27 protein-coding genes are annotated in these 24,607 nt (G+C 42.5%); 2 read left to right on the forward strand and 25 right to left on the reverse strand.

What is annotated here, in order from left to right:
• The first annotated feature begins 31 nt into the window (after window positions 1–31).
• Window positions 32–613 (forward strand): tRNA-uridine aminocarboxypropyltransferase, encoded by a 582-nt coding sequence (locus tag JKP82_RS14610; RefSeq protein ID WP_159534230.1) that lies wholly within the window; start codon window positions 32–34, stop codon window positions 611–613.
• On the opposite strand, the gene JKP82_RS14615 is transcribed toward JKP82_RS14610, so the two are convergent.
• The 19 genes from JKP82_RS14615 to JKP82_RS14705 all read right to left on the reverse strand — a co-directional run bounded on the left by JKP82_RS14615 (window position 614) and on the right by JKP82_RS14705 (window position 17,703).
• Entirely contained in the window at window positions 614–1,216 is a 603-nt protein-coding gene (locus JKP82_RS14615; protein WP_159534232.1) for a glutathione S-transferase family protein, read from the reverse strand.
• Window positions 1,217–1,258: 42 nt separating this feature from the next.
• A complete protein-coding gene (locus JKP82_RS14620; protein WP_218397603.1) occupies window positions 1,259–2,215 on the reverse strand; it encodes a hypothetical protein in 957 nt (318 codons plus the stop codon).
• A gap of 152 nt (window positions 2,216–2,367) precedes the next feature.
• Window positions 2,368–3,282 (reverse strand): hypothetical protein, encoded by a 915-nt coding sequence (locus JKP82_RS14625; protein ID WP_218397606.1) that lies wholly within the window; start codon window positions 3,280–3,282, stop codon window positions 2,368–2,370.
• 198 nt (window positions 3,283–3,480) lie between these two features.
• Window positions 3,481–3,897 (reverse strand): F0F1 ATP synthase subunit epsilon, encoded by a 417-nt coding sequence (locus JKP82_RS14630; protein WP_159534238.1) that lies wholly within the window; start codon window positions 3,895–3,897, stop codon window positions 3,481–3,483.
• 58 nt (window positions 3,898–3,955) lie between these two features.
• The gene (atpD, locus tag JKP82_RS14635; RefSeq protein WP_013786810.1) at window positions 3,956–5,341 is read right to left on the reverse strand and encodes a F0F1 ATP synthase subunit beta; all 1,386 of its coding nucleotides are present in this window, start codon (window positions 5,339–5,341) and stop codon (window positions 3,956–3,958) included.
• 33 nt (window positions 5,342–5,374) lie between these two features.
• Window positions 5,375–6,235: a F0F1 ATP synthase subunit gamma gene (gene atpG, locus JKP82_RS14640; protein ID WP_013786811.1), complete on the reverse strand. Its 861-nt coding sequence runs from the start codon at window positions 6,233–6,235 to the stop codon at window positions 5,375–5,377.
• Between the two features lie 62 nt (window positions 6,236–6,297).
• Window positions 6,298–7,839, reverse strand: a complete 1,542-nt coding sequence (gene atpA, locus JKP82_RS14645) for a F0F1 ATP synthase subunit alpha (protein ID WP_013786812.1) — start codon at window positions 7,837–7,839, stop codon at window positions 6,298–6,300.
• Window positions 7,840–7,852: 13 nt separating this feature from the next.
• Window positions 7,853–8,386 (reverse strand): F0F1 ATP synthase subunit delta, encoded by a 534-nt coding sequence (atpH, locus tag JKP82_RS14650; RefSeq protein WP_159534239.1) that lies wholly within the window; start codon window positions 8,384–8,386, stop codon window positions 7,853–7,855.
• 14 nt (window positions 8,387–8,400) lie between these two features.
• Window positions 8,401–8,871 (reverse strand): F0F1 ATP synthase subunit B, encoded by a 471-nt coding sequence (gene atpF, locus JKP82_RS14655; RefSeq protein ID WP_013786814.1) that lies wholly within the window; start codon window positions 8,869–8,871, stop codon window positions 8,401–8,403.
• A gap of 45 nt (window positions 8,872–8,916) precedes the next feature.
• Complete coding sequence (atpE, locus tag JKP82_RS14660; protein WP_012520222.1) at window positions 8,917–9,138, reverse strand: F0F1 ATP synthase subunit C; 222 nt, start codon at window positions 9,136–9,138, stop codon at window positions 8,917–8,919.
• Window positions 9,139–9,242: 104 nt separating this feature from the next.
• Window positions 9,243–10,076, reverse strand: a complete 834-nt coding sequence (atpB, locus tag JKP82_RS14665) for a F0F1 ATP synthase subunit A (RefSeq protein WP_013786815.1) — start codon at window positions 10,074–10,076, stop codon at window positions 9,243–9,245.
• Window positions 10,077–10,175: 99 nt separating this feature from the next.
• Window positions 10,176–10,559 carry an ATP synthase subunit I gene (locus tag JKP82_RS14670; protein ID WP_218397608.1) on the reverse strand — a complete coding sequence of 128 codons (384 nt, stop codon included), beginning with the start codon at window positions 10,557–10,559 and terminating at the stop codon, window positions 10,176–10,178.
• Window positions 10,560–10,764: 205 nt separating this feature from the next.
• A complete protein-coding gene (locus tag JKP82_RS14675) occupies window positions 10,765–11,643 on the reverse strand; it encodes a ParB/RepB/Spo0J family partition protein (protein WP_159534243.1) in 879 nt (292 codons plus the stop codon).
• Window positions 11,644–11,692: 49 nt separating this feature from the next.
• Window positions 11,693–12,487 carry a ParA family protein gene (locus JKP82_RS14680; RefSeq protein WP_013786818.1) on the reverse strand — a complete coding sequence of 265 codons (795 nt, stop codon included), beginning with the start codon at window positions 12,485–12,487 and terminating at the stop codon, window positions 11,693–11,695.
• A gap of 11 nt (window positions 12,488–12,498) precedes the next feature.
• The gene (gene rsmG, locus JKP82_RS14685) at window positions 12,499–13,143 is read right to left on the reverse strand and encodes a 16S rRNA (guanine(527)-N(7))-methyltransferase RsmG (protein ID WP_218397610.1); all 645 of its coding nucleotides are present in this window, start codon (window positions 13,141–13,143) and stop codon (window positions 12,499–12,501) included.
• A 14-nt stretch (window positions 13,144–13,157) separates the two neighbouring features.
• Window positions 13,158–15,059 carry a tRNA uridine-5-carboxymethylaminomethyl(34) synthesis enzyme MnmG gene (gene mnmG, locus JKP82_RS14690; RefSeq protein ID WP_218397612.1) on the reverse strand — a complete coding sequence of 634 codons (1,902 nt, stop codon included), beginning with the start codon at window positions 15,057–15,059 and terminating at the stop codon, window positions 13,158–13,160.
• A 712-nt stretch (window positions 15,060–15,771) separates the two neighbouring features.
• The gene (locus JKP82_RS14695) at window positions 15,772–16,593 is read right to left on the reverse strand and encodes an ATP-binding protein (RefSeq protein ID WP_218397614.1); all 822 of its coding nucleotides are present in this window, start codon (window positions 16,591–16,593) and stop codon (window positions 15,772–15,774) included.
• 4 nt (window positions 16,594–16,597) lie between these two features.
• Entirely contained in the window at window positions 16,598–17,269 is a 672-nt protein-coding gene (locus JKP82_RS14700; protein ID WP_218397616.1) for a DnaT-like ssDNA-binding domain-containing protein, read from the reverse strand.
• A complete protein-coding gene (locus JKP82_RS14705; RefSeq protein WP_159534253.1) occupies window positions 17,266–17,703 on the reverse strand; it encodes a flavodoxin domain-containing protein in 438 nt (145 codons plus the stop codon). The genes JKP82_RS14700 and JKP82_RS14705 overlap by 4 nt, the downstream gene beginning before the upstream one ends.
• Window positions 17,704–17,980: 277 nt before the next feature.
• On the opposite strand from JKP82_RS14705, the gene JKP82_RS14710 reads away from it, so the two are divergent.
• Window positions 17,981–19,627, forward strand: coding sequence for an endonuclease (locus JKP82_RS14710; RefSeq protein WP_218397618.1), 1,647 nt, complete (start codon window positions 17,981–17,983; stop codon window positions 19,625–19,627).
• A 35-nt stretch (window positions 19,628–19,662) separates the two neighbouring features.
• Here the strand turns inward: JKP82_RS14710 and mnmE are convergent, their stop codons facing one another.
• From mnmE to rpmH, 6 genes are all read right to left on the reverse strand, one after another.
• Window positions 19,663–21,051, reverse strand: a complete 1,389-nt coding sequence (gene mnmE / locus JKP82_RS14715) for a tRNA uridine-5-carboxymethylaminomethyl(34) synthesis GTPase MnmE (RefSeq protein WP_218397620.1) — start codon at window positions 21,049–21,051, stop codon at window positions 19,663–19,665.
• A 3-nt stretch (window positions 21,052–21,054) separates the two neighbouring features.
• Window positions 21,055–21,537 carry a YajQ family cyclic di-GMP-binding protein gene (locus tag JKP82_RS14720; RefSeq protein WP_159534259.1) on the reverse strand — a complete coding sequence of 161 codons (483 nt, stop codon included), beginning with the start codon at window positions 21,535–21,537 and terminating at the stop codon, window positions 21,055–21,057.
• A gap of 71 nt (window positions 21,538–21,608) precedes the next feature.
• Complete coding sequence (gene yidC / locus JKP82_RS14725) at window positions 21,609–23,261, reverse strand: membrane protein insertase YidC (protein ID WP_218397622.1); 1,653 nt, start codon at window positions 23,259–23,261, stop codon at window positions 21,609–21,611.
• Between the two features lie 10 nt (window positions 23,262–23,271).
• The gene (gene yidD / locus JKP82_RS14730; RefSeq protein ID WP_159534766.1) at window positions 23,272–23,520 is read right to left on the reverse strand and encodes a membrane protein insertion efficiency factor YidD; all 249 of its coding nucleotides are present in this window, start codon (window positions 23,518–23,520) and stop codon (window positions 23,272–23,274) included.
• Window positions 23,505–23,864, reverse strand: coding sequence for a ribonuclease P protein component (rnpA, locus tag JKP82_RS14735; RefSeq protein ID WP_013786828.1), 360 nt, complete (start codon window positions 23,862–23,864; stop codon window positions 23,505–23,507). Before rnpA ends, yidD begins: the two co-directional genes overlap by 16 nt.
• 22 nt (window positions 23,865–23,886) lie before the next feature.
• Window positions 23,887–24,021, reverse strand: coding sequence for a 50S ribosomal protein L34 (gene rpmH, locus JKP82_RS14740; RefSeq protein ID WP_049791785.1), 135 nt, complete (start codon window positions 24,019–24,021; stop codon window positions 23,887–23,889).
• Window positions 24,022–24,607 lie beyond the last annotated feature (586 nt).

Raw genomic sequence — 24,607 nt, forward strand, 5'->3', positions numbered from 1 at the left:
TGCCGAAGAAATTTGAGTACAAATCTATACTATGAGAACAAAATGTATACGATGTCATTACCCAACAACCACCTGTATTTGCAACGCTATTTCTTCGGTCAGCATACCCATCAAGGTTATCGTTATACAGCATGTTAAAGAGTCTTCCAATGCTAAGAACACCGCGAGATTAATCAAACTTTGTACTAACAATGTAGAGATAATCACCACTGACAATAGTAGCGAAATGGAAAGATTAGCTTCAACATGTAATGCTCAATCAACAGCTCTTTTATACCCCAGTGACAACAGTATTGCCCTTGAGTCACAACGGGAACATATTGCTTCATCACTTAAAAACCTATTGGTTATAGACGGTAGTTGGAAACAAGCCTACGCTGTGTTGCAGCAATTTCCATGGTTATCGTCTATACCAAGCTTTCATTTCGAGCAGGCCCCGGCTACACAATATAGAATAAGGCATACTCGAATTCGTGAAGGGTTATCAACTCTTGAAGCAACGGCCTACACATTAAACACATTGTATAAAATTGATACTCAGCCTTTCATTGAGCTGCAAGAAGCTATGCAAGATAATTGGAGAGGCCCCAAAGCCCACCAGCGAGAGACTTAATCACAACGCTCCCATAGGGATAAACCCTTTTTGCTCTTTAATTAGTGTTATCCAGTTTCTTATCGCTGGATAAGCGGCAAGATCAAAGCCCCCCTCATGTGCAACATGGGTATAGGCAAATAATGAGATGTCAGCCAGCGAAACATGATTACCTAACAAAAACGGGGTTTGACTAAGTTGTTTATCCATTACTTCAAGTGCTCTATAGCCGCCTGCGTGCTTCGCCTCATATTCTGCTTTTCTATCTTCGGGTAAGCCAAGGTAAAGATTGATATAGCGCGCAACCGCAATATAGGGTTCGTGACTGTATTGCTCGAAGAACTGCCATTGCAACAATGTGGCAAAAGTAAAAGGTGAGGAGGGTATAAACGTAGAACCCGACGCTAAATAATGCATGATGGCATTAGACTCAGACAACACACGCCCATCATCCAGTTCTAAAATGGGAATTTTACCATTAGGGGACTTCGCTAGAAAAGCATCTGTTCGGCACTCTCCTTTAAGAATATCGACATCAATCCACTCACATGCCTTCCCAAGTAATGCTAGTAAAAGCTGTAATTTATAGCAATTACCAGAGCGTTTATCGCCGTAAATCAGCATTTCACTCTCCTAATGAATGTGTGTTTACTCTATAAACTACCCTTAGTAAAAGGATTCTACAAACAGAAAGAAAAACCAAGATGCGGGTAAAGGCATCATGCACATAAGCAATCTTAGCTTTTGGGTTTTGCTTAAAATTCTACGTAAGGTTTCTTTATTAGTTTCTATCGACTCTATTTTCTTACTTAACGACAGCTTTACGTCGCAGCTTACTTGCTGACGAATAAGGTGAGTAAGTTCACTTTCCTGTTCTTTCATGACTAAGTTTGACACGGTACGCATCCTTTTAGCCACTATAATCATAGGTAAAAACAAATACGTTGAAATGAAAATGGCATAGACAGTGAGAACACCAATATCGAAGACGGGGACTGGCTTGTTGATCCAAAAAATTGGCGTTAACGCAAATCCACAGACCGCTATCAAGGTATTAGAAAGGGCCATGTCAAATACTTCTCGCAGCAAGTTTAGCTCTTTAATAGAGTCTGGTTCTTCTGTTGATGCAAGCTGCTGCAAATAATGAGTATTACTGAAGACCTGCAAAATAAAGAGCGTTAATAATAACCAAAAAGGAATTGATGTAAGCGCGATAACAAGTACTTCTGGCTCATCTATTCGTGTCACTAAGCCTTCGGATAATAGATAAACGACGGGCATGATCACCCCAATTGAAGTTGACCACATAAGGTGTTTAGCGAACTGCCTACCTAAAACACGGCGATGATGATTAAACTTGCTTAATTTTTCTAAACTTAATAACGCTGCAATTAATGTACTTGCCGCATTCTTATGTACATTTCTAATCGTTAGCCAAAAAAAGCCTGAAAGCATCGTGGTGCCTAACGCAGTATTAAAATCTCGTTGATGATCGGCGTCTAGAATGGGCCAAGTTAATGCGCCCGTCCAATTATGTATAAGTAGGAGAATCAAAACTAAGAAGAGTGGGTACGCCCATACACTTACTACATTGCGGTTACTCTCGTAAGCACTGAACTTCATCGTAATTTTTTATCGCTAGTTATAATAATAGAAAAGGGGGTATACGCGTCGACTAAACGCTGAAGGCGGAATTATACGGGTAACTGAAGATCAAACCAAATTTAAAAAGTGTTTAAATATCGCCTTTTAATTTTAGCCGCAAGCCCGACAAATTAAATGAACGTTTCGACCATTGAAACCAATCCCCACGACAAAGGAACCAGTACAACCGCCATTATTGTTTTTAGTTTATCACTGTTTGTGCATAGATCACTGTGGGCACGGCCCAACTTCGACGGCCTACTATCGTTAGTACAATTGCTATTTTCACTGTGACTTAGGCTTGAGGCTCGTATTTTCTGCTGTTTCAACGTCGCTTTTAATTTTAACAAGGGCGTAAACGTATAAGCCATCATTAACAGTGACAAACTCATTACCGCTATCACTTCCAAAGGTGACACTACTACGTTGAACCAAAAGATAGGCAGAACAGTTAATAGTCCCAAGGCAATAATGGCATTGGTCAGAGAAAGCTTAGTTATTACGCTAAATGACGCCCAATAGTCTGAAGGTTTATTGGTTCCTGGGAGTACCTGCTTAAGTAGGTAGGTCACATTTGATCTTACTTGAAATAAAAATAAGGTTGTAAGAAGAATAAGTGTAACGAACGATGCGATGAATGAAATGCCTTTGATGCTGTAGCTTTCTTTACTAACATCGCCTAGAAATACTAATACAACCAAAAACATAGATGAAATTATTAACGAGTTGATAATTTGGTGATGAAACACCTTGGTTAGCCTTTGCCTGTGTACGGTAAACTGACCTAGCTGATTTTTTTTTACCAATAACGAAATTAAACTGCTTGCTACGTTTTGGTGAATGTAACGAAATCCAAACCAGAAATAGCCAATAAATAATGAAATGCTTACAGCAGAATTAAAGCTTCGCTGAGCAGCCAGATCGCCAGATTCAGGCCAGTTAAAAGCCCCCGAAAACATATTCAATAGCGGTATAGCTAATAAAACTAATAGAGGAAATAAGCCAATAAACTGTTGTGGTTTACTAGTTGGAGGAGCTATCTTCATAAAACCAACGTATCTACTAACGAGAGGATACAGACAGAGTGCGTTTGTAATACTACAAATTAGCCACAATCTGCGTAGACAATCATTATATTCAGCAATCCTTATGTTAATCCATTGACGTTTTGATTTACACTGTTTATGTATTAATTCAAATAAAAAAACCCGCCATTAGGCGGGTTTTTATAAACAGCTATTAGATTACTTGCGTAACTTCTGAATAAGGCGAAGTTGTGCGATAGCTTCAGACAACTCTTGAGCTGCTTCTGCGTAATCAAAGTCTGCGCCTGGGTTGGCGATGTGCTCTTCAGCACGTCGTTTGGCTTCTTCTGCTGCTTGCTCGTCTAGATCTTCTGCACGAACCGCAATATCAGCCAGTACGGTGACGTTACCAGGCTGTACTTCAAGTACACCACCTGCAACGTAAATAACTTCTTCTTCACCGAACTGCTTAACCAAACGCACCATACCAGGTTTAATAGCAGAGATAAGTGGCGCGTGACCGGGGTGTATACCTAGTTCACCTTCGCTACCTGTCACTTGAATCGTTTCAACAAGACCAGAAAAAATTTCTTTTTCTGCGCTTACTACGTCCAAATGTACTGTCATTGCTGCCATAGAACCTCCTGATTAGGTACGTTAGCACATTAATAGGCTGACAGGGTCAGCCGCATAATTATGCTTTATTGGCTTTCTCTTGAGCTTCTTCGATAGAACCAACCATGTAGAAGGCTTGTTCTGGTAGAGAGTCATACTCACCTTCCAGGATACCTTTAAAGCCACTGATAGTGTCTTTAAGCGATACATATTTACCTGGAGAGCCAGTGAATACTTCTGCTACGAAGAAAGGCTGAGAAAGGAAGCGCTGAATTTTACGAGCACGTGATACCACTTGCTTGTCTTCTTCAGACAACTCGTCCATACCTAGGATGGCAATGATGTCTTTCAACTCTTTATAACGCTGAAGTACAGTTTGTACGCCACGTGCTACGTCGTAGTGCTCTTGACCAATAACAAGAGGGTCAAGCTGACGTGAAGTTGAATCTAGTGGGTCTACCGCAGGGTAGATACCAAGAGAGGCGATATCACGAGAAAGTACAACTGTTGCGTCTAAGTGAGCAAAGGTTGTTGCCGGAGATGGATCTGTCAAATCATCCGCTGGTACGTATACCGCTTGGATTGAAGTGATTGAACCCGTCTTCGTTGACGTAATACGTTCTTGAAGTACACCCATCTCTTCTGCAAGCGTAGGTTGGTAACCTACCGCAGACGGCATACGACCTAGAAGTGCTGATACTTCAGTACCTGCTAGGGTATAACGGTAGATGTTATCTACGAAGAATAGTACGTCACGACCTTCGTCACGGAACTTCTCAGCCATTGTAAGACCTGTCAAAGCAACACGTAAACGGTTACCAGGAGGCTCATTCATTTGGCCGTAAACCAACGATACTTTATCAAGTACGTTAGAGTCGTTCATTTCATGATAGAAATCGTTACCTTCACGAGTACGCTCACCAACACCGGCGAATACAGAGAAACCACTGTGTTCGATTGCGATGTTACGGATAAGCTCCATCATGTTTACCGTTTTACCTACACCAGCACCACCGAATAGACCAACTTTACCACCCTTAGCGAATGGGCAAACTAAGTCGATTACTTTGATACCAGTTTCTAGTAATTCTACTGAGCTAGACTGATCTTCGTAGCTAGGCGCTGCACGGTGAATAGACATACGGTCTTCTTCGCCAATTGGGCCTGCTTCGTCGATTGGGTTACCCAATACGTCCATGATACGGCCAAGAGTAGCTGTACCCACTGGAACCATAATAGGGTTTTCAGTGTTCTCTACAGCCAAACCGCGCTGTAAGCCATCAGTAGAACCTAGGGCGATAGAGCGAACTACACCGCCACCTAATTGTTGTTGCACTTCTAGGGTTAACCCAGACAAGCCACCTTCGGTAACTCGTAGTGCGTCATAAACTCTTGGTACCGCAGTTTGTGGAAACTCAATGTCCACAACGGCGCCAATGATTTGGACGACCTTACCTTGACTCATAATTTGTCCTCGTTATCTTTTAGAAACCTTTGCCTACACCGCTGCGGCACCGCTCACAATCTCACTAATTTCTTGTGTGATTGCAGCTTGACGCGCTTTGTTATATATCAGTTGCAACTCATCAATTAAGTCGCCAGCGTTGTCGGTTGCTGCCTTCATGGCAACCATTCGCGCAGCCTGTTCTGACGCCGCGTTTTCTACAACACCCTGATACACCTGAGACTCAATGTAACGTACCATCAATGCTTCCAAAATTTCTTTTGGATCTGGTTCGTAAATGTAGTCCCAACGATGCTTATATTCTTCGTCTTCAGACTTTGGCAAAGGCAATAACTGATTGATCACAGGGCTCTGTGTCATGGTGTTTACGAAGTCATTAAATACCAAGAAAACTCGGTCTAATTTGCCTTCGTCGTAAGCTTTAAGCATTACACGTACAACACCTACTACATCGCTCGCAGACGGCTTATCACCCAATCCAGATTCAGCGGCAAGCAAAGTGCCACCAAAACGGTTGAAGAAAGAGCACGCTTTTGAACCTAATGCAGCGAAGTCCACTTCTACACCTTGGTCACGCCATTTTTTGACGTCCTGAGTGACAAGCTTAAATTCATTACTGTTTAAGCCACCACACAAGCCTCGGTCAGTGGAAATCACAATGTAGCCGACGCGCTTAACTTCACGCTCTTCCAAATAAGGATGGCGGAACTCAAGGTTACCGTTAGCAATGTGACCAATCACTTTTAGCATGTTTTGCGCATATGGACGGCCAGAGGCCATACGTTCTTGCGCCCGTTTCATTTTGGACGCAGCAACCATTTCCATTGCACTGGTAATCTTTTGAGTATTTTTGATACTCCCAATCTTACCTTTTATTTCTTTACCGCTGGCCATGACTATTTCTCCGATTACTCAACGTGAAGCCGATGGTGTTTACACATCATCGGCTGCATTGATTACCAAGTTTGTGTCGCTTTAAATTGTGTTAAAGCGTCAGCTAACTTAGCGGCGATTTCGTCGTTGAAGTTACCAGTTTCGTTGATAGTCTTCATAAGGTCAGCGTTTTCGCTGTTCATGTAAGAATGAAGAGCAGCTTCAAAATCTAGGATTTTGTTAAGCTCAACGTCCTTAAGGAAACCTTTTTCAACCGCGAACAATGATACGCCCATATCTGCAATAGATAGTGGTGCATATTGTTTCTGTTTCATTAGCTCTGTTACGCGCTCACCGTGCTCAAGTTGCTCACGGGTTGCATCATCAAGGTCAGATGCGAACTGCGAGAATGCCGCCAATTCACGATACTGAGCAAGTGCAAGACGAATACCACCGCCCAACTTCTTGATAATTTTAGTTTGCGCAGCACCACCAACACGAGATACCGATACACCAGCGTTAACCGCTGGACGGATACCTGCGTTAAACAAGTCAGTTTCTAGGAAGATCTGACCATCTGTAATCGAGATTACGTTGGTAGGTACGAAAGCAGATACGTCACCAGCTTGCGTTTCGATAATTGGAAGCGCAGTTAATGAACCGGTTTTGCCTTTCACTTCACCGTTTGTATAACGCTCAACGTATTGTTCGTTTACACGAGCAGCACGTTCTAGCAAACGAGAGTGAAGATAGAAAACGTCACCAGGGTATGCTTCACGACCAGGAGGACGCTTAAGTAGCAATGAAATTTGACGGTAAGCAACAGCTTGCTTAGACAAATCATCATATACGATTAGCGCATCTTCACCGCGGTCACGGAAGTATTCGCCCATAGTACAGCCAGAGTATGGTGCAAGATATTGCAATGCAGCAGACTCAGACGCAGAAGCTGCAACGATAATGGTGTGACCCAATGCATCGTGCTCTTCAAGCTTACGTACCACGTTAGCGATAGTAGAAGCTTTCTGACCAACCGCTACGTACACACATTTAATGCCTGTACCTTTTTGGTTGATGATAGCGTCAATTGCCATTGCGGTTTTACCACACTGGCGGTCGCCGATGATAAGTTCACGCTGACCACGACCCACTGGGATCATGGCATCAACTGACTTATAACCAGTTTGGATTGGCTGATCTACTGATTGACGCTCGATTACACCAGGTGCAATCTTTTCAACTGGCTCAAAGCCAGCTGCATCAATGGCGCCTTTACCGTCGATAGGCTCACCAAGTGTGTTTACAACACGACCTAGTAGGGCATTACCAACAGGTACTTCAAGAATACGGCCTGTAGATTGTACTTTTACGCCTTCCTGTAAATCCGCATATGGACCCATTACAACCGCACCTACAGAGTCTCGCTCAAGGTTTAGTGCAATAGCGTAGCGGCTTCCAGGAAGCTCAATCATTTCACCTTGCATTACATCGGCAAGGCCATGAATGCGGATAATACCGTCAGTAACTGCGACGATAGTACCTTCATTGCGTGCTTCACTGCTTACATTGAACTGTTCAATTCTTTTCTTGATCAGTTCAGCAATTTCAGTGGAATTAAGTTGCATGCTCTTATCCCCGTTATGCTTGCAACGCGTCTGCTAGACGGTTCAATTTCGATTTTACGGAACCATCTATTACTGTATCGCCGGCTTTAATAACCATTCCAGCGATCAGGTCAGGATTCACGTTACAATTAAGCTTCACTTTACGTGCCAAACGTTTTTCCAACGATGCAACCAAATCGGTTTTCTGTGCATCGTTCAGCGCAGAGGCTGAAGTTACGTCTACTTCAATTTCTTTGTCGTAATCAGCTTTAAACGCATCAAACACATTTGAAATTTCAGGCAACGCGGCTAAACGTTTATTTTCAGCCAGTACCTTTACAAGGTTCTGGCCATGATCATCGAGTTGCTCACCACAAACATTGATGAAAACGTCAGCTAGAGTATCTGCAGCTACTGCGCCAGATAACAACTGATGCATATCATCGTTTTGTGCTACTGCACCTGCAAAGGTCAGCATTTCTTGCCACTTCGCAATGGCATTCTTCTCGACGGCGAAATCGAAAGCTGCTTTAGCGTAAGGACGAGCAACGGTTGTCAATTCAGACATGGCTCATCTCCCTCTTAAAGCTCAGCGACAAGTTTTTCAACAATGTCGTTTTGTGCGTTAGCATCAATTTCACGTTGTAAGATTTGCTGTGCGCCAGCTACTGCTAATGCAGAAACTTGCTTGCGCAAATCTTCTTTGGCACGATTGCGTTCAGCTTCAATTTCGGTGTAGCCAGAAGCAATAATCTTCTCGCGTTCTGCATGGCCTTTTTGCGTTTCTTCGTCAACCAACTGGTTGGCGCGCTTTTTGGCTTGCTCGATAATTTCGGCTGCTTGCGCTTTCGCATCTTTCATTTGCTCAGTGGCTTTCGCTTGAGCAAGTTCTAAGTCTTTCTCTGCCCGTTCAGAAGCTTCAAGCCCATCGGCTATTTTCTTCTGACGTTCTTCAATCGCTGCCATCAGCGGTGGCCACACATATTTCATGCAGAACACCACGAACACAGCGAAGGCGATTAATTGACCAATAAAAGTGGCGTTAAAATTCACAATCGCCCCTCCTCTAAAAGTTCGCTAAAAAAGTGTGTAGTAAAATTAGGCACCAACAGCGAACAATAGGTATAGAGCGATACCAACACCGATCATCGCGATAGCGTCAATAAGACCTGCTACGATGAACATCTTAACTTGAAGTTGAGGTGCTAGTTCAGGTTGGCGAGCAGCAGATTCTAGGAATTTACCACCCAGCAGACCGAAACCAATAGCGGTACCAAGGGCACCAAGACCGATCAGTAGTGCAACTGCGATGTATAACATGTACGTCTCCGATTTAAGTTAAATTTAAAGTTAATGTTAAAAGTAGAACTCGGTTATTAACCGCGCCGGTCAATCCAGGTATTACCAGCGCGGATCAATGCTTACTAGTGGTCTTCACACGCCAAGCTTAAGTACACGATGGTTAGCATCATGAAAATAAACGCTTGTAGAGGGAGAACCAAAATATGGAATACAGCCCACATAAAGTGTAAAGGTAACTGGAAGTAACCAATGGTGGCTATCAAGATAAAGATTAGCTCACTGGCGTATAAGTTACCGAATAAACGCAGTGCTAATGAAAGCGGGCGTGCAAGTAAGGTAACTGATTCCAGAATAAAGTTTACTGGGATGAATACAGGGTGACCGAACGGTTGCATGGTAAGTTCTTTTGCAAAACCGCTGATGCCCTTCATTTTAATTGAATAGAAAAGAATTAGGATGAATACACCAGACGCTAATGCAAACGTCAGGTTAAGGTCAGTCGTAGGCACAGCCTTCATATAAACATCATGAGGGTCCATACCGAACGCATGCTGACCTACAAGACCAGCAATCCAAGGAATAAGGTCAACAGGCACTAAATCCATCAGGTTCATCAATAAAACCCAAACAAAAATAGTTAGTGCAAGTGGTGCAATTAGTGCACTTCTTCCGTGGAAGGTACTTTTTACATTGTCGTCAACGAACTCAATAACCAATTCTACAAACGCCTGCATTTTGCCAGGTACGCCCGTAGTGGCTTTTGAAGCTACGCTTCTAAAAACAACAAGAAATAGTATGCCAAGGCCAATTGACCAGGCTAGTGTGTCTACATGCCACGCCCAAAAACCTGCATCAGAGCATGCTTTGTTAAAAGCAATTCCGTTGTCGGTTGAGCACATGGTGGCATTGGTCAAGTGGTGCTTGATATATTCTGAGGTAGTGTATTCAGATGCCATTGTTTAACCTAAGTTGTAAAGTGTAAAAATTGGTGACTGGTTCCAGTACATATTCGTAAGCAAGTATTCAGTAGTTATTTATTAATCGTTATTGTTTGACTACTTCGTACCATAACGGAACATGGCCAGTGTATGACTGGCGGTTGTAACGACATAGGCCACAAAAACTTCTAGCGGCGAGGCATTTAGGCCTGCAAATGTCACTACAAATAAAATGATTGTCAGTGCCAGTTTCAATTTTGAACCTTGGCTAAAACTTTGGGCAACAAGTTCGTTTTTACTTGCACCAGCATATTTAAATGCAAACCCTGAAAATATGGCTGTTGGCAGTATGCTTATCACTGCGCCAGCAGCGGCTGATATTGCAGAATGTTGCCCTGCGATAATCCCCGCCAAAAGGGTTATTAATAGTGCCGTGACTACCTGAACCAGAATGCCTTTTTTGGCAATAAATAATCCGTGTTCAGCTAACTTGTTTTTCACGTTGCCCTACTGCTTGTTCATGTCTAACGAAAAGCGTCAGAAGTATACTGTTTTACCGACATTTTTCAACAGTACATCGCATTTTGAAAGCTATTCTGAAAATATTCTAACGCTATAACCGGAAAGGAGGCTGTCCACAGCCGAAGCTTTAGGAATGAATGATCGCAATATTTATGCTAACTTCCTTTCAGCACAGAAATATAACCTATTGAATTTTAGTTATTATTCCGTCTAACTGTTGTAAATCGTCGAAGCTAATGACTAATTTACCTTTCCCTTTTGCGTTATGGTCTATTGTTACCGGCGCCCCTAAATTTTCTGAAAGTCGGGTCATAAGGTTTTGCACATCAGGATCAATTTGCTTCTCTTGCTTCGGTTTTTCTGGTTCAAGTAGCTTTTTGACCAGCTTTTCTGTATCACGAACCGTTAAACCTTTACCCGAAACAACATTTGCCGCTTCTGATTGCTGATTGCCATCAAGGGCTAGTAATGCGCGCGCATGACCCATTTCAATATCACCATGCTCAACTAGCAACTTAACGTCATCATTAAGATTGTTAAGGCGAAGCAAGTTAGTCACGGTTGTACGAGATTTACCCACAGCTTCAGCAACTTCTTGGTGGGTTAAGGAGAATTCATTCATTAGACGGTCTAATGCTTGCGCCTCTTCCATCGCGTTTAAATCTTCACGCTGAATATTCTCAATTAGTGCGATAGCAACCGCGGCCTCATCAGGTACATCTTTAACAAGACAAGGTACTTCATCCAATTGCGCAAGTTGCGATGCACGCCAGCGACGTTCACCCGCAATAATTTCGTACTTGTTGTCGTCAACTTTACGAACAACAATGGGTTGAATAACACCTTGGGCACGAATAGAGGAAGCAAGGTCTTCAAGGGCATCAGGTGACATGTCTTTGCGAGGCTGATACTTGCCAGGCACAAGAAATTCTATAGGTAATTTACTAAGTTCGCTTTGTGTAGCTTCTGTCGCCGCAGCATCTGTTTCTCTTTGCGACGTCGATTGACTGGTTGCTAATAGCGCATCCAAACCGCGACCTAGCCCTCTTTTTCTTGCTGACATATTTCCCTCAATGGCCTATTTGCTGATATGCATTACGCTTTATTATAATTTAACTGGCTTTCGCCTGACTTGGCGCAGATTTATCACGACGACGAAGAATTTCACCCGCCAATGCTAAATATGCTTTAGCCCCTGTAGAAGACTTATCGTAGTACATCGCCGGTGTACCGAAACTTGGCGCTTCAGCTAGGCGCACGTTGCGCGGAATGACAGTACGATATACTTGCTCACCAAAGTGACGTTTAAGCTGTTCGGAAACGTCGTTGGCAAGGCGATTACGAGGGTCGTACATAGTACGCAATACCCCTTCAATCTTCAATTCAGGATTTACCACTGATGCGAGTTTTTGAATGGTATCCATTAACGCCGTTAACCCTTCGAGTGCGTAATATTCACATTGCATCGGCACCATGACTGAATCAGCCGCAGCTAATGCATTCACCGTAAGTTGGTTTAGTGAAGGAGGGCAGTCAATAAAGATAAAATCGTAGTAATCAAGAACAGGTTTTAACGCATTTCTAAGACGTACTTCACGGGCAAACATTTCCATCAACTTAATTTCAGCTGCCGTCACGTCACCGTTCGCAGCCACTAAATCAAATTTACCCGCTGTATTTTTTACAATAACATCGTTGATAGGTTGTTCTTCGATAAGCAATTCAAACGCGGTAGCGTGAACATCGTATTTGTCGACGCCGCTTCCCATGGTTGCGTTACCTTGTGGATCAAGATCAATCAGTAGCACTTTACGTTTTGTTGCAGCCATTGATGCTGCAACATTCACTGCAGTAGTGGTTTTACCCACACCACCTTTTTGATTCGCGATCGCGATTACCTTTGCCACAATAAGTCCTGTTATGCCTTTTTAATCCAAACGAGGTGTCGTTCGCCCACCAGATTCGGAACAGTGAGACTTTCCGTTTTGATCACCTGATAGTGATCACTCACTTCTTTTAATTCGTCTTCTGGAAACTGCCCTTTAAGTGCAAGGAACTGCCCGTCTGAATTTACCAGATGTTGGCACCAGTGCAACATATCTTTTAACGAAGCGAACGCTCGGCTAAGTACTATATCATACGGTTGCGCTGGGGTATGTGCTTCAACACGACTTTGAACAGGCGTCACATTAGATAATTTGAGGGCATGGACACATTGGGTCATAAACCGAACGCGCTTACCCAAACTATCTAGTAACGTAAACGCCGTATCGGGAAACGCAATCGCAAGTGGCATACCTGGCAAACCCGGGCCTGTGCCTACGTCACTGATGTGTTTGGCCTCATGTTTAGCTAAATATGGATATATCGCTAATGAGTCCAAAATATGTTTTACCATCATTTGTTTCGGATCACGCACCGATGTCAGATTGTACGCTTTGTTCCATTTATCAATCAGCAGCACAAACCCCACTAGCTTTGCTTGTTGATCATCGCTTAATTGGAGTGATTGTGCCGTAAGGCCAGAGGCCAGTATTTCGTGTAATTCTTGGTCTAAACTCATAAATTGAAATCTACTTAAGCGCTTAATTTATCGTGCTTTCTTAACATGCCGTGCTTTTTCAAATACACTAAAAGCAACGAAATAGCGGCCGGTGTAATACCCGAAATACGAGACGCTTTACCAATAGTTTCAGGCCTCGCTTCGGTAAGTTTCGCCACCACTTCGTTTGATAAACCTGAGATCTTAGTAAAATCGAGATCTACCGGTAACAGTGAATTCTCGTGACGCTGTGTTTTGGCTATTTCGTCCATTTGACGGGCAATATAACCAGCGTATTTAATTTGGATCTCAACTTGTTCTGCCGCAATGGGATCGGTTAAACCAGGCCCAATACTTTCAATCTCCATCAATTGACGATAGGTCATTTCAGGTCGACGTATCAGTTCTTCTAGCGAATGCTCTTTGCTTACTGGCGTTTTAAGCAGGGTGTTAAGTGCTGGCGTAGCACCATGATCTTTATGTACCCATTGACCGCGCAGGCGTTGCAATTCACCTTCAACCGCTTCCATCTTAGTGTTGAATGCCGCCCAACGTGCATCATCTACCAAACCTATCTCACGACCTAGCGCGGTTAGGCGGCTATCGGCGTTATCTTCTCGAAGCAGTAATCGATATTCTGCACGGCTTGTAAACATACGGTAAGGTTCTTTCGTTCCCATGGTTGCCAGGTCGTCAATCAATACACCCATGTAGGCTTGATCGCGTCGTAAAATAAGCGGATCTTTTTCTTGTGCTTGCAGCGATGCATTAGCACCAGCAATAAGGCCTTGCGCACCTGCTTCTTCGTACCCGGTTGTGCCATTAATTTGGCCGGCAAAAAACAAACCTTTGATAAATTTATTTTCTAAAGTTTGTTTCAAATCTCTAGGATCAAAGAAATCATATTCAATCGCATAGCCTGGACGAACAATATGCGCGTTCTCAAAACCTTTGATTGAGCGTACAAGATTCATTTGAATATCGAAAGGCAAGCTTGTTGAAATACCATTTGGGTAAACCTCAATGCTATTTAACCCTTCTGGCTCAACAAAAATTTGATGCGAATCTTTGTCTGCAAAACGAGTGATCTTATCTTCAATGCTTGGGCAGTAACGAGGGCCAATACCTTCAATTACGCCAGTGAACATAGGAGAACGATCAAGTCCGCCTCGAATAATATCGTGTGTCTTTTCGTTAGTGTGCGTGATGTAACACGGGATCTGTTGTGGATGCATTTCACGGTTGCCCATGAATGAAAATACCGGCGTTGGATTATCACCAGGTTGTGCCTGCATCACACTAAAATCTAACGAACGGGCATCTAATCGTGCAGGTGTACCGGTTTTTAAGCGGTCTACACGAAACGGTAAGGCACGTAAACGATCTGCGAGGGCTATCGAAGGGGGATCGCCTGCGCGTCCACCACGATAGTTCTCAAGGCCTATGTGAATCGTGCCGCCTAAGAAGGTTCCTACTGTGAGTACCACGGTTTTGGCTTTAAATTTTAGCCCCATTTGGGTAACCACACCAGTCACCTGATCGTTTTCAACGACAAGATCGTCAACGCTTTGTTGAAACAACGTGAGGTTTTCTTGGCTTTCTACGATTTTACGAATGGCTTGGCGGTAAAGGGTTCTGTCAGCCTGAGCACGCGTTGCTCGTACAGCTGGTCCTTTGCTTGAATTTAGCGTTCTAAACTGAATACCACCTTGATCGGCAGCCAAACCCATTGCACCACCAAGTGCGTCAATTTCTTTTACCAAATGACCTTTGCCGATCCCACCGATCGCTGGGTTACAAGACATCTGTCCAATGGTTTCAATGTTATGAGTTAACAGTAAGGTGTTTGATCCCATGCGAGCAGCAGCTAGCGCAGCTTCTGTTCCAGCATGACCACCACCGACTACGATGACATCAAATGCTTGGGTGTAATACATATCGAACCTCACTATTAACGTAAATGGAGTAACTTTTTTCTTTTCTGTACAAGTCGAAAAAAGGGCGCGTATTTTAGCTGACTTATTGCATAAAGAAAATGGTTAAATTTTCTTCAATGCTGTTGCTCATTTCTTTTCGACCTGGCTCTATTGATCTTAAGATCTTATATAGATCTGTTTATTTTTATTATTATTAGGATCAGCAAGATCTGTTAGTAACCCTTTAAAGCAGTTTCAGATCATGAAGTTACACGATCTAAAAGGTTGTGTAATACAGATCGATAACCCCCTCATAATCTTGTGTATAAACCCCTTAGTTATCCACATGGGCAATTGTGAATAAAGTTACTCATTCTTCAGTAAGAGCTTATACACAGTGGTTTGTAGGATCCTATCCACAGCACTGATCAAGATGTGATCGCATTGGGGATAAAATGTTGGTTAATACTACTGTTAGATCGTTAACTAAGCATAGAATATGGCTTTCAGAGCGATCTAACTGTGGATGAGATCTTTCCACAATTTTTGAGTGGATCATATGATCACTCATTATCTTTTATTATGTGATCAGGAAAATAATTGAAAATTTATGGAGTAAACAGAAAAAATCAGTGCCACAAGGGAGTAATGATCATTATTAATGACACCCTTTTAGAGAATTACGAGGGGGATTTTAATGATCTTTTAACGCTTACTGCCTGTGGGTTTTGGTTTAGCGTACCTGATTAGGTTGATATCTTGGTGTGATATTCTGTGCTTCGGCTTCATCTTGGGTTAAGCCTTCACGTCTACTTGGCCCTTGAAAGCGTACTTTGTAAGTATCGTATTCTTTAACTGACTCAAAGCAATAGCGCCCCATAGCGTGTTCTAGTTCGCTTAAACTATGGTTGGTGATTAAGATACAGTTCTTTTTATTCACCAATCGTTGGCGTAATAAGTTACCCAACCAGCTTTGGGTATTCTTTTTAAGTACGGTTTCATTCACACACACTTCATCAAGAATGAGTAAATCGACTTCTAGTAGTTCTTGGTTTGCTTCTCTAAATTTCTGGCCTATGTTGTCTGTGGCACTAAAATCGTAAGAGGAATAACGCATTTCCAATAGGGTTGAAAGTTGCCTATATAATACGGATATCTCATATTGCTCTATGAGTTGATGCGCGATCGCGCCTGCAATATGAGACTTACCTCGGCCATAATCACCATAAAATAACATCATGTGTGAACCGCTTTGGCGCCAGGCTGGATCATCGTGAGCGGCAATGAACGATTGAGCGATAGATACTGCTTCAATAACATCGTCACTGTCTTCAATTAAATTTGTGAATGTCCATTTTGGATTTAGATCAGAACGCCCATGAATGGCTTCTACGCGCGCTTTTTTAGAGCGCTGTTGTAGTTGACCAATCTCTTGGTTTGCTTGGTTCTCATATTGCTTTCTAAGCGTTGCGTAATCGATATATTCATCATTAGGCTCTGAAGGCTTGTTAAGTGCCTTTGCAAGATTTGCAATTTTATCTGTAATTCGATCCATAGCATCAATTCTTCTTTGTGGACGTGGCGTATTTTTCCACCAGCTTTCTTGCATTATCATCTGCTTCGATACCAGCTGCAACTTTCACTTGCTGATTTCCTACTTTTCTTACAGGAGAATAACCTGCAGCTACCCGCTTATGCTTTATATTGTGAGCAAATTTCTGTGTCCACTGAAACTCACTTAATATAGTGGTTGGTCTGCCCAGCCAATAGGAAATGAATTCACCAACTTCATTTTCATCATATTCTGTGTCAATAATGCCTAGTAGCGAGGCCATCTCTAAGAACAGATTCTTGTTTGGTTTCCAGTCTGCTGAAATAGCAAAGTGAGATTTATGCAAGGTATCAAAGTTTGATTGTGCATTGTTTATCAAAGGAAGAAGTAGGGCTTTACCATTAATGGAGTGCTCTAAATCCAACGCTTCTGGAAGCGCCACCAGTCCAACAAGTTCAAGCTGCTTTAAAAGGCTATTAATTTGCCGGCCACGTTGATAGGGAGTGTCTTTATGCTCTCCGTTTAACATCGACAGTAAGAATTTATAATCAATAGCAGCACTTGCTGTTGATGCTGTATTGGCGGTTGGGCGTAAGCCTAGTAAGTAAAGTACGCGGCAATCGTTGGATAGCGGCGATTGCAGTACCGCGAGTTCTGCTTGCGTTAGCGTTGTACTCATGCAGTTTCCAGCATTCGTTCAAACCACATTACCGCTTCATCTTCCGGTATAGGATGCTCCAAAACATCAATTAAATGGGCTGATGCCTCTAATGTAGCACCTCGTGATTTTAATAGATTTTCCATCATAAGAGCACCGAAACAATACGTGTCATAACTGGTATCTCCTAACCCAATAATAAACGCGTTTACCTTGGATAAATCAGCAGTTTCTAGTGCTTTAGCAAACGGTTTAATGTTATCGGGTAACTCTCCGGCTCCGTGTGTCGATGTGCAGACAATCCAATTGGGTTCGTCTTTTACGTCTTCTAATGTAGGCGTGTTATGGATAGTTACAGTATTCCCCATATTAATCAATGATTTCGCCAATGCATCGGCGACGTACTCAGATGCGCCGAGCATAGAGCCCACGATAATGGAATAATGTTTACTCACTTTCTACCTACCTTAGCCATCAAAATGTTTATGTGCCGTACTTGCTATTGCTCACTCTAGCCTGCTATTTGTTCGGCTTTTTACCATGATAAAAGATTGTCTTGGGATTACAAAGAAAAGTCGAGAACCACCCTAATAATTTAACGATAGCATTTAGATATAAGGTTTTATTTATATTTATATGCAAATTGGTCGTTTATTGTTCACAGTGCTGTCATATTGTGTAATTATTTTGATGACACCGAGTATGTCGAAAAAAAAAAGAGAAAATAAAATAATGAATAAAAATATAGTTCGCACAATAGGTGTAATGACGTTAACGCTTCACGCATTTGCTTTTGCCGATGTGGTGAATGGCGATTTTGAAAGCTGGAGCAATGGCGTTCCCAATAGTTGGGATACCATTGACTCAGGTATAGAGGTTTCTCAATCTAATAGTATTGTTTACAACGGCGATAGTGCTGCGGCGATTACGGTAAATACCACAACGCAAGGCTCTACCGATTTTAGGCAGTCAGTTGATGTAGTCAGTGGTGAGTCATACACTTTTAGTGTGTGGGTTTATCATACAGAGGGTGGCGTATCTGCGCGTCTTTACGTAGATGGTTACCAAGGTTATTCGACACCATCAAATACTGGGCAGTGGCAAGAATTAAGCTACGCCTATACCGCTTCTAGTACTTCATCTATAGACATAGGACTGAGGTTCTATGATCAGTCATCATTTGACGGGTCTGAACTCGTGTACGTTGACTTATTTTCGCCAACAGACAGCACAAGTGAGGAGCCGGGAGGAGAAACCTGCGAGTCTAATTCAGGTTCGTTCTCTCTCGTTACCGATAACTATGGTAGTGAGACTAGTTGGACTATTACCAATAGTGCAAACGCTGTGGAATATCAAGGTAGTGGTTATGAAAGTAACACCACCTATAGCGAATCGGTATGTCTCACTGACGACACTTACACATTAACAATACAAGACAGTTACGGTGATGGCATTTGTTGCAGCTTTGGCTCAGGCAGTTATTCGTTAACATTTGATAACGTTACCGTGGCGAGTGGTGGTGAATTTACGTCTTCAGAAGCTACTACCTTCACGCTAGGAAATAGCGGCGATAATGGAGGAGGTGACGGAAGCGGCGGTAATAACGATACATCAGACTATTATTCAAATGCGTCAGGTATGACAGGTTATTCATTAAAGACTGCACTTTACAATATTATTAAAGGGCACAGCTCACAGTCATATGGTGATCTTTGGACGTTTTATGTTTCTTATGGCCTAGATAGCTATTATGAAAACGATGGCAGTATATTGGATATTTATTCTGAACTTCCTTCTTCTAACGACCCTTATAGTTTTACTTCTAGTAGTGATCAATGTGGAAACTACTCTGGAGAAGGCGATTGTTATAACCGAGAGCATTCCTTTCCTCGTAGTTGGTTTGGTGGCGCTGTAGCACCAATGAATACAGATATTCATCATGTATTTCCAACCGATGGATATGTGAACTCTAAGCGCAGTAGTTACCCTTATGGGGAAGTGGGCAGTAGCACATTTACCTCTCAAAATGGCTCACTATTAGGTGCAGCGGTTTCCGGTTTAGGCTATTCCGGTACGGTATTTGAACCTATTGATGAATTTAAAGGCGATATTGCTCGCGCTTATTTTTATATGGCTACACGATATGAAGATGTCATCAGTTCATGGGAATCTAATAGTAGCTATGGTGATGCGGTGCTTAATGGAACAAGTAGCCAAGTTTTTGAATCATGGTTTTTAACAATGTTGTTAAATTGGCATCAACAGGACCCAGTTAGTCAAAAGGAAATTGATAGAAATGAGGCTGCTTATAGTTTTCAGTCGAATCGAAATCCGTTTATTGATAATCCTGATTATGTGAATGACATTTGGGGGAACTAGATTGGTTGGGTCGCCAGAGACTCTCTGGCGACCTATTACTTACCAATACAGAAAGATGAAAATATCTTTCCAAGTAAATCGTCTGAGGTGAATTCACCGGTTATTTCACATAATGACTGATGGGCTAAACGAAGTTCTTCTGCAAGTAGTTCGCCGGCCATAGCATCGTGAAGTTGTTGTTCGCCTATTACTACATATTCGTAGGCTTTTTCCAACGCATCGAGATGACGTCTTCTGGCGATGAATTGCCCTTCAGTGGTGGTGTCGAAGCCCATGGTTTTGGCTAAATGATCCCGTAGGGTATCTATACCGTCACTTTGTTTTGCCGAAATATTAATAACGGGCATCTCGCCATGCTCTGTTTTTACTTGATTCAAGCCAACTTGCAAGTCGCTAAGATCCGCTTTATTTTTGATTACCATGGTAGGGATACCTTGTGGTAAGCGAGCCATAAACTCAGGCCAAATTTTATAAGGATCTGCCACATCGGTAGTGGTTGAATCAGTGACAAAAAGTACGTGATCGGCTTCGCTAATTGCTTGCCACGCCCGTTCAATACCAATCTGTTCTACTTTGTCAGGGCTATCACGAAGCCCGGCGGTATCAATGATGTGCACCGGCATGCCGTTAATGTGAATATGCTCTTTTAATACATCTCGGGTCGTGCCTGCAATTTCGGTGACAATGGCACTGTCTCGGCCTGCTAATGCATTAAGTAAACTTGATTTACCCGCATTAGGACGCCCGGCAATAACCACCTGCATCCCTTCTCTGAGCAGGCTTCCCTGCTTTGCTTGCTCTCTCACCACTTGAAGATGCGCAAGTATGGCGGCTAAGTCACCAGATACTTTGCCATCAGATAAGAAATCAATTTCTTCTTCAGGAAAGTCGATAGCGGCTTCAACGTACATGCGTAGATGAACAATTTGGTCGGATAAGGTTTGAATTTGGGTTGAAAATTCGCCCTGTAACGAACGTAGCGCGCTTCTTGCCGCTTGTTTAGAACTGGCATCAATTAAATCAGCAATCGCCTCAGCTTGCGCTAAATCGAGCTTATCATTAATGAATGCTTGTTCACTAAACTCACCTGGATTAGCTAATCGTGCTTTACCAGTGGAAAGCACAGCATCAATGAGCATATCCATCACAACTTGGCCGCCATGACCTTGTAGTTCTAATACATCTTCGCCCGTAAATGAATTAGGCCCTTTGAAGAATAGCGCGATACCTTGGTCGATAACGTTTTGTTGACTATCGACAAACGGGGTATAGGTCGCCAATCTTGGCGTTAGCGGTGTGGGAACTAATACTTCAGCGATAGCTTTTGCGCATGGACCTGAAACCCGCACTATTCCAACACCACCGCGCCCAGGGGCAGTGGCTTGAGCGGTAATGGTATCGGTTGTGATGATATGTGAATCCATATTTTAGTCGCGAAAGTTCTTAAATTGAAAAGGCTGACCTAAATCTGATGATTTGACCAAGGCCATAGCTTGTTGTAAATCGTCACGCTTTTTACCCGTTACTCGAAGTTCTTCACCTTGAATAGCCGTTTGTACTTTAATTTTCGCGTCTTTAATTATTTTTACGATCTTTTTGGCAATGGGCTGTTCTATGCCTTCTTTGAATGCGATAGTTTGACGATAGGTTTTCCCATTCGCATCAAACGGCTTTACATCTAAAAACGACGTATCTAGGTTTCGTTTAGAGCATGCGGTTCTAAACATGCTTTCCATTTGCTGTAGCTGGAATTCAGCTTCCGCTTTCATCACCACGGTTTTCTCTTTGTATTCAAAGCTCGCTTCAATACCGCGAAAATCGAAACGTGTGGCAAGTTCTCGGTGTGCGTTTTCAGTGGCGTTGCGCACTTCTTCCATATTGATTTCAGACACAATATCAAATGATGGCATAGTTAATTTATCCTCGTAGACAAAACAGCCCGCAATTGGCGGGCTGTTTATTATAAAAGAAATAGACGTTGCTATTTAATTCCCCGCTTCTCCATAGAAGCATATATCATTTTGGCTTGTACTAACGTAATGATGTTACTCACCAACCAGTATAATACTAGACCTGCAGGGAACCATAAGAAGAACACACTCATAGCCACAGGCATAAACTGCATTATCTTTTGCTGCATAGGGTCAGTAATTGTTGTCGGTTGTAATTTCTGCAACAAGTACATACTTGCGCCCGTTAATATAGGCAATACAAAGTATGGGTCTTTCACTGATAAGTCAGTGATCCACAATGCAAAATCTGCATGGCGTAATTCAACACTTTCCATTAACACCCAATAGAGCGCTAGGAAGATAGGCATTTGAAGTACGAGCGGTAAACAACCACCCATTGGGTTAACTTTTTCTTTCTTGTAAAGCTCCATCATCGACTGAGACATTTTTTGTCTGTCATCGCCAAAACGGTCTTTAAGTTGTTGCATTTTAGGCGCTAGGTTACGCATGCGAGCCATAGATTCGTACTGCTTCTTAGTCAGCCAGTACATTGCCCCTTTCACTACGATAGTAATTAAGATGATGGCCACACCCCAGTTATTCACTAAGCTGTGAAGGAACGTAAGCAAAGAAAACAGTGATTGCGATATCCACCATAGAATGCCGTAATCGACGGTTAAATCTAATCCGCGGGCGATCTCTTTTAACTTGTCTTGATCTTTTGGACCCATATAAAGGGTGCTAGACAACGTTTTTGCTTCGCCGGTATTAACCACTGCCGCAGGCATCAATACACCGATAACCGCGTATTGATTTGAAATATTGCGCGAGTAAATGGTGTTAACTTGATCTTGTGGTGGTACCCAAGCAGAAACAAAATAGTGCTCTAGCATACCAGCCCAGCCAGCCTTGGTCGTTTCACGCAACTTGTCATCGGCAATATCATCAAACGTGTATTTTTGATAACGGTCTTCTTCGGTTGAATACGCTGCGCCGCGATAGGTAGGCATAAACATGTTGCCGTCGTCTTCCGCGTCGATGACTTGCTTAAGCTGTGCGTATTGCTGCACATTAGCCGCAGCACCAGAATTATTTTCTACGGTGTAATTTACCGCAACTTCATAATGGTCTTTTTTGAAGATGAACGTTTTGGTAACAGAAAGTCCTTGGTCGTTTTTCCACACCAAAGGCACTTCTAGGCTGTCACCGGTCATTTCATAAAAATTGCTATCGGTACGATAAACAGGGCGACCGCTACTGCTAGCATCAGGTCCGTTAGCACCAATAAGACCACTTTGCGCTACATACAGGCCATTACCTGAACGTAATAGGCTATAAGGTTCTTCTGAGCCTTGGGTAACTGGAAACTTCAATAAGTCGGCGGTAATAACGTCGCCACCTAATAAATCGATGCGAAGGTCTAAGCCATCAGTTTTAACTTCGATAATGCGGTTAGCATTTGATGCGCTAGCCATTGGTTTAGCCGCTGGAACGCTATCACCGGTAGGCACATCTTCAGATTGTGCATCATCAAATGATGGTACACCTTGTGATACCTGTTCGGATTGCTCTGTTTGTACTTGCTGTACAGGTTGAGGTCCGTATTCTTTTTGCCATTGTTGCCAAAGCAAAAAGCTGACCAGCGCTAGGCCAATTATCAGAAAACTACGTTGCGATTCCATATAGGTCTCTTTATTTTGAGTGTTTATCTTGTTGTTTTTCCGGTACTGGGTCGTAACCACCGGCATGCAAAGGATGGCATCTTAATATGCGTTTGATTGATAGCCAACCGCCTTTTACTAATCCATGTGTTTTTAATGCTTCAATAGCATACCAAGAACATGATGGATGAAAACGACAGCGTTGTCCTAAAATAGGAGATATAAACCATTGATACAGTTTTATGAGTATCAGTGGTAGCGCGATTAAGACGCGTTGCAACGTTTGGCTAATTTTTTCCATAGCTTATCCATCGTTGCGAAAATCTCTTGATTGCTCAGTTTGTCAGCACCAGATTTACCAATTACGATAATATCCACATTTGGAAGGTCATGTTGCTTATGGCGAAAACTTTCACGAATTAAGCGTTTTAAACGATTTCGGTCGTGAGCTTTACGAATGCGCTTTTTGGCAAGTGTAATGCCTAAACGTGGGGATGGTAGAGTATTTGTTCTTGCAAGGATGGTAAACGAGGGAGATACAGCTGGAATTGCATTATCAAACACATAGGTAAAGTGGGTGGGAGTTAACAGACGTAACTCCCGTGAAAAATGATTTTCGCCCACTTTAGGTGCTTTCTACTTAAGCTTAAGCAGAAAGACGAGCGCGGCCTTTTGCACGGCGAGCTGCTAGTATTTTACGACCATTTTTAGTCGCCATACGTGCACGAAAACCGTGAGAACGCTTACGCTTCAAATTGCTCGGTTGAAATGTTCTTTTCATGACCAAAGTCTCACTTATATTTAATTAAACATAGGCGTTTTTGGTAAACACTTTATTCTGTTGCCAGAATAAGTTGTGCTTATCACCAGAAAAGCCCATCGAAAAAGGACGCTGAATTCTAGAGATCTCGGGGGCTACTGTCAATCAATAATCCACTATTTCGGTAGAAATTGTGAACAACGTTTACTGAAGAGGCTTAAATGCTAATCAGTCGCCATAATTTTAACTGTGAATAAGCTGGTCATAATAACCATTTTATCCACAGATTTTTAATTTTTAAGTCACTATGAACGGTTTTTAGCCTATGATCTTATTCAATTATGCGTATTTTAATTCTTAATTTAACTAAATTAAGCACATTTTCGAATAAGGAGTCTTCTGATTTAAATCAATGGTTTATGAAATTGATCCTGATGATCTTCAAAGATCGCCATTTACTTTTTGTTGATAAAGTAAGATAATCCACAGCTATTAAAACGATAAAACAATTTCTCGCTGCTACCCAACAATATACATCCGCCTAATTTTCTTCCTGGCGCGCATCTCGGTGCCTGTTTCTTTGTATTGGTTGTTATTTGCGAGTTAC

The organism is Alteromonas lipotrueae (assembly GCF_019249215.1).
Taxonomy (GTDB): Bacteria; Pseudomonadota; Gammaproteobacteria; order Enterobacterales; family Alteromonadaceae; genus Alteromonas; species Alteromonas lipotrueae.

Excerpts from the sequence above, each read along its gene's own strand:
- JKP82_RS14610 (WP_159534230.1), top strand. The coding sequence starts at position 32 with ATGAGAACAAAATGTATACGATGTCATTACCCAACAACCACCTGTATT.
- JKP82_RS14615 (WP_159534232.1), bottom strand. The coding sequence starts at position 1,216 with ATGCTGATTTACGGCGATAAACGCTCTGGTAATTGCTATAAATTACAG.
- JKP82_RS14620 (WP_218397603.1), bottom strand. The coding sequence starts at position 2,215 with ATGAAGTTCAGTGCTTACGAGAGTAACCGCAATGTAGTAAGTGTATGG.
- JKP82_RS14625 (WP_218397606.1), bottom strand. The coding sequence starts at position 3,282 with ATGAAGATAGCTCCTCCAACTAGTAAACCACAACAGTTTATTGGCTTA.
- JKP82_RS14630 (WP_159534238.1), bottom strand. The coding sequence starts at position 3,897 with ATGGCAGCAATGACAGTACATTTGGACGTAGTAAGCGCAGAAAAAGAA.
- atpD (WP_013786810.1), bottom strand. The coding sequence starts at position 5,341 with ATGAGTCAAGGTAAGGTCGTCCAAATCATTGGCGCCGTTGTGGACATT.
- atpG (WP_013786811.1), bottom strand. The coding sequence starts at position 6,235 with ATGGCCAGCGGTAAAGAAATAAAAGGTAAGATTGGGAGTATCAAAAAT.
- atpA (WP_013786812.1), bottom strand. The coding sequence starts at position 7,839 with ATGCAACTTAATTCCACTGAAATTGCTGAACTGATCAAGAAAAGAATT.
- atpH (WP_159534239.1), bottom strand. The coding sequence starts at position 8,386 with ATGTCTGAATTGACAACCGTTGCTCGTCCTTACGCTAAAGCAGCTTTC.
- atpE (WP_012520222.1), bottom strand. The coding sequence starts at position 9,138 with ATGTTATACATCGCAGTTGCACTACTGATCGGTCTTGGTGCCCTTGGT.
- atpB (WP_013786815.1), bottom strand. The coding sequence starts at position 10,076 with ATGGCATCTGAATACACTACCTCAGAATATATCAAGCACCACTTGACC.
- JKP82_RS14675 (WP_159534243.1), bottom strand. The coding sequence starts at position 11,643 with ATGTCAGCAAGAAAAAGAGGGCTAGGTCGCGGTTTGGATGCGCTATTA.
- rsmG (WP_218397610.1), bottom strand. The coding sequence starts at position 13,143 with ATGAGTTTAGACCAAGAATTACACGAAATACTGGCCTCTGGCCTTACG.
- mnmG (WP_218397612.1), bottom strand. The coding sequence starts at position 15,059 with ATGTATTACACCCAAGCATTTGATGTCATCGTAGTCGGTGGTGGTCAT.
- JKP82_RS14695 (WP_218397614.1), bottom strand. The coding sequence starts at position 16,593 with ATGGATCGAATTACAGATAAAATTGCAAATCTTGCAAAGGCACTTAAC.
- JKP82_RS14700 (WP_218397616.1), bottom strand. The coding sequence starts at position 17,269 with ATGAGTACAACGCTAACGCAAGCAGAACTCGCGGTACTGCAATCGCCG.
- JKP82_RS14710 (WP_218397618.1), top strand. The coding sequence starts at position 17,981 with ATGAATAAAAATATAGTTCGCACAATAGGTGTAATGACGTTAACGCTT.
- mnmE (WP_218397620.1), bottom strand. The coding sequence starts at position 21,051 with ATGGATTCACATATCATCACAACCGATACCATTACCGCTCAAGCCACT.
- JKP82_RS14720 (WP_159534259.1), bottom strand. The coding sequence starts at position 21,537 with ATGCCATCATTTGATATTGTGTCTGAAATCAATATGGAAGAAGTGCGC.
- yidC (WP_218397622.1), bottom strand. The coding sequence starts at position 23,261 with ATGGAATCGCAACGTAGTTTTCTGATAATTGGCCTAGCGCTGGTCAGC.
- rpmH (WP_049791785.1), bottom strand. The coding sequence starts at position 24,021 with ATGAAAAGAACATTTCAACCGAGCAATTTGAAGCGTAAGCGTTCTCAC.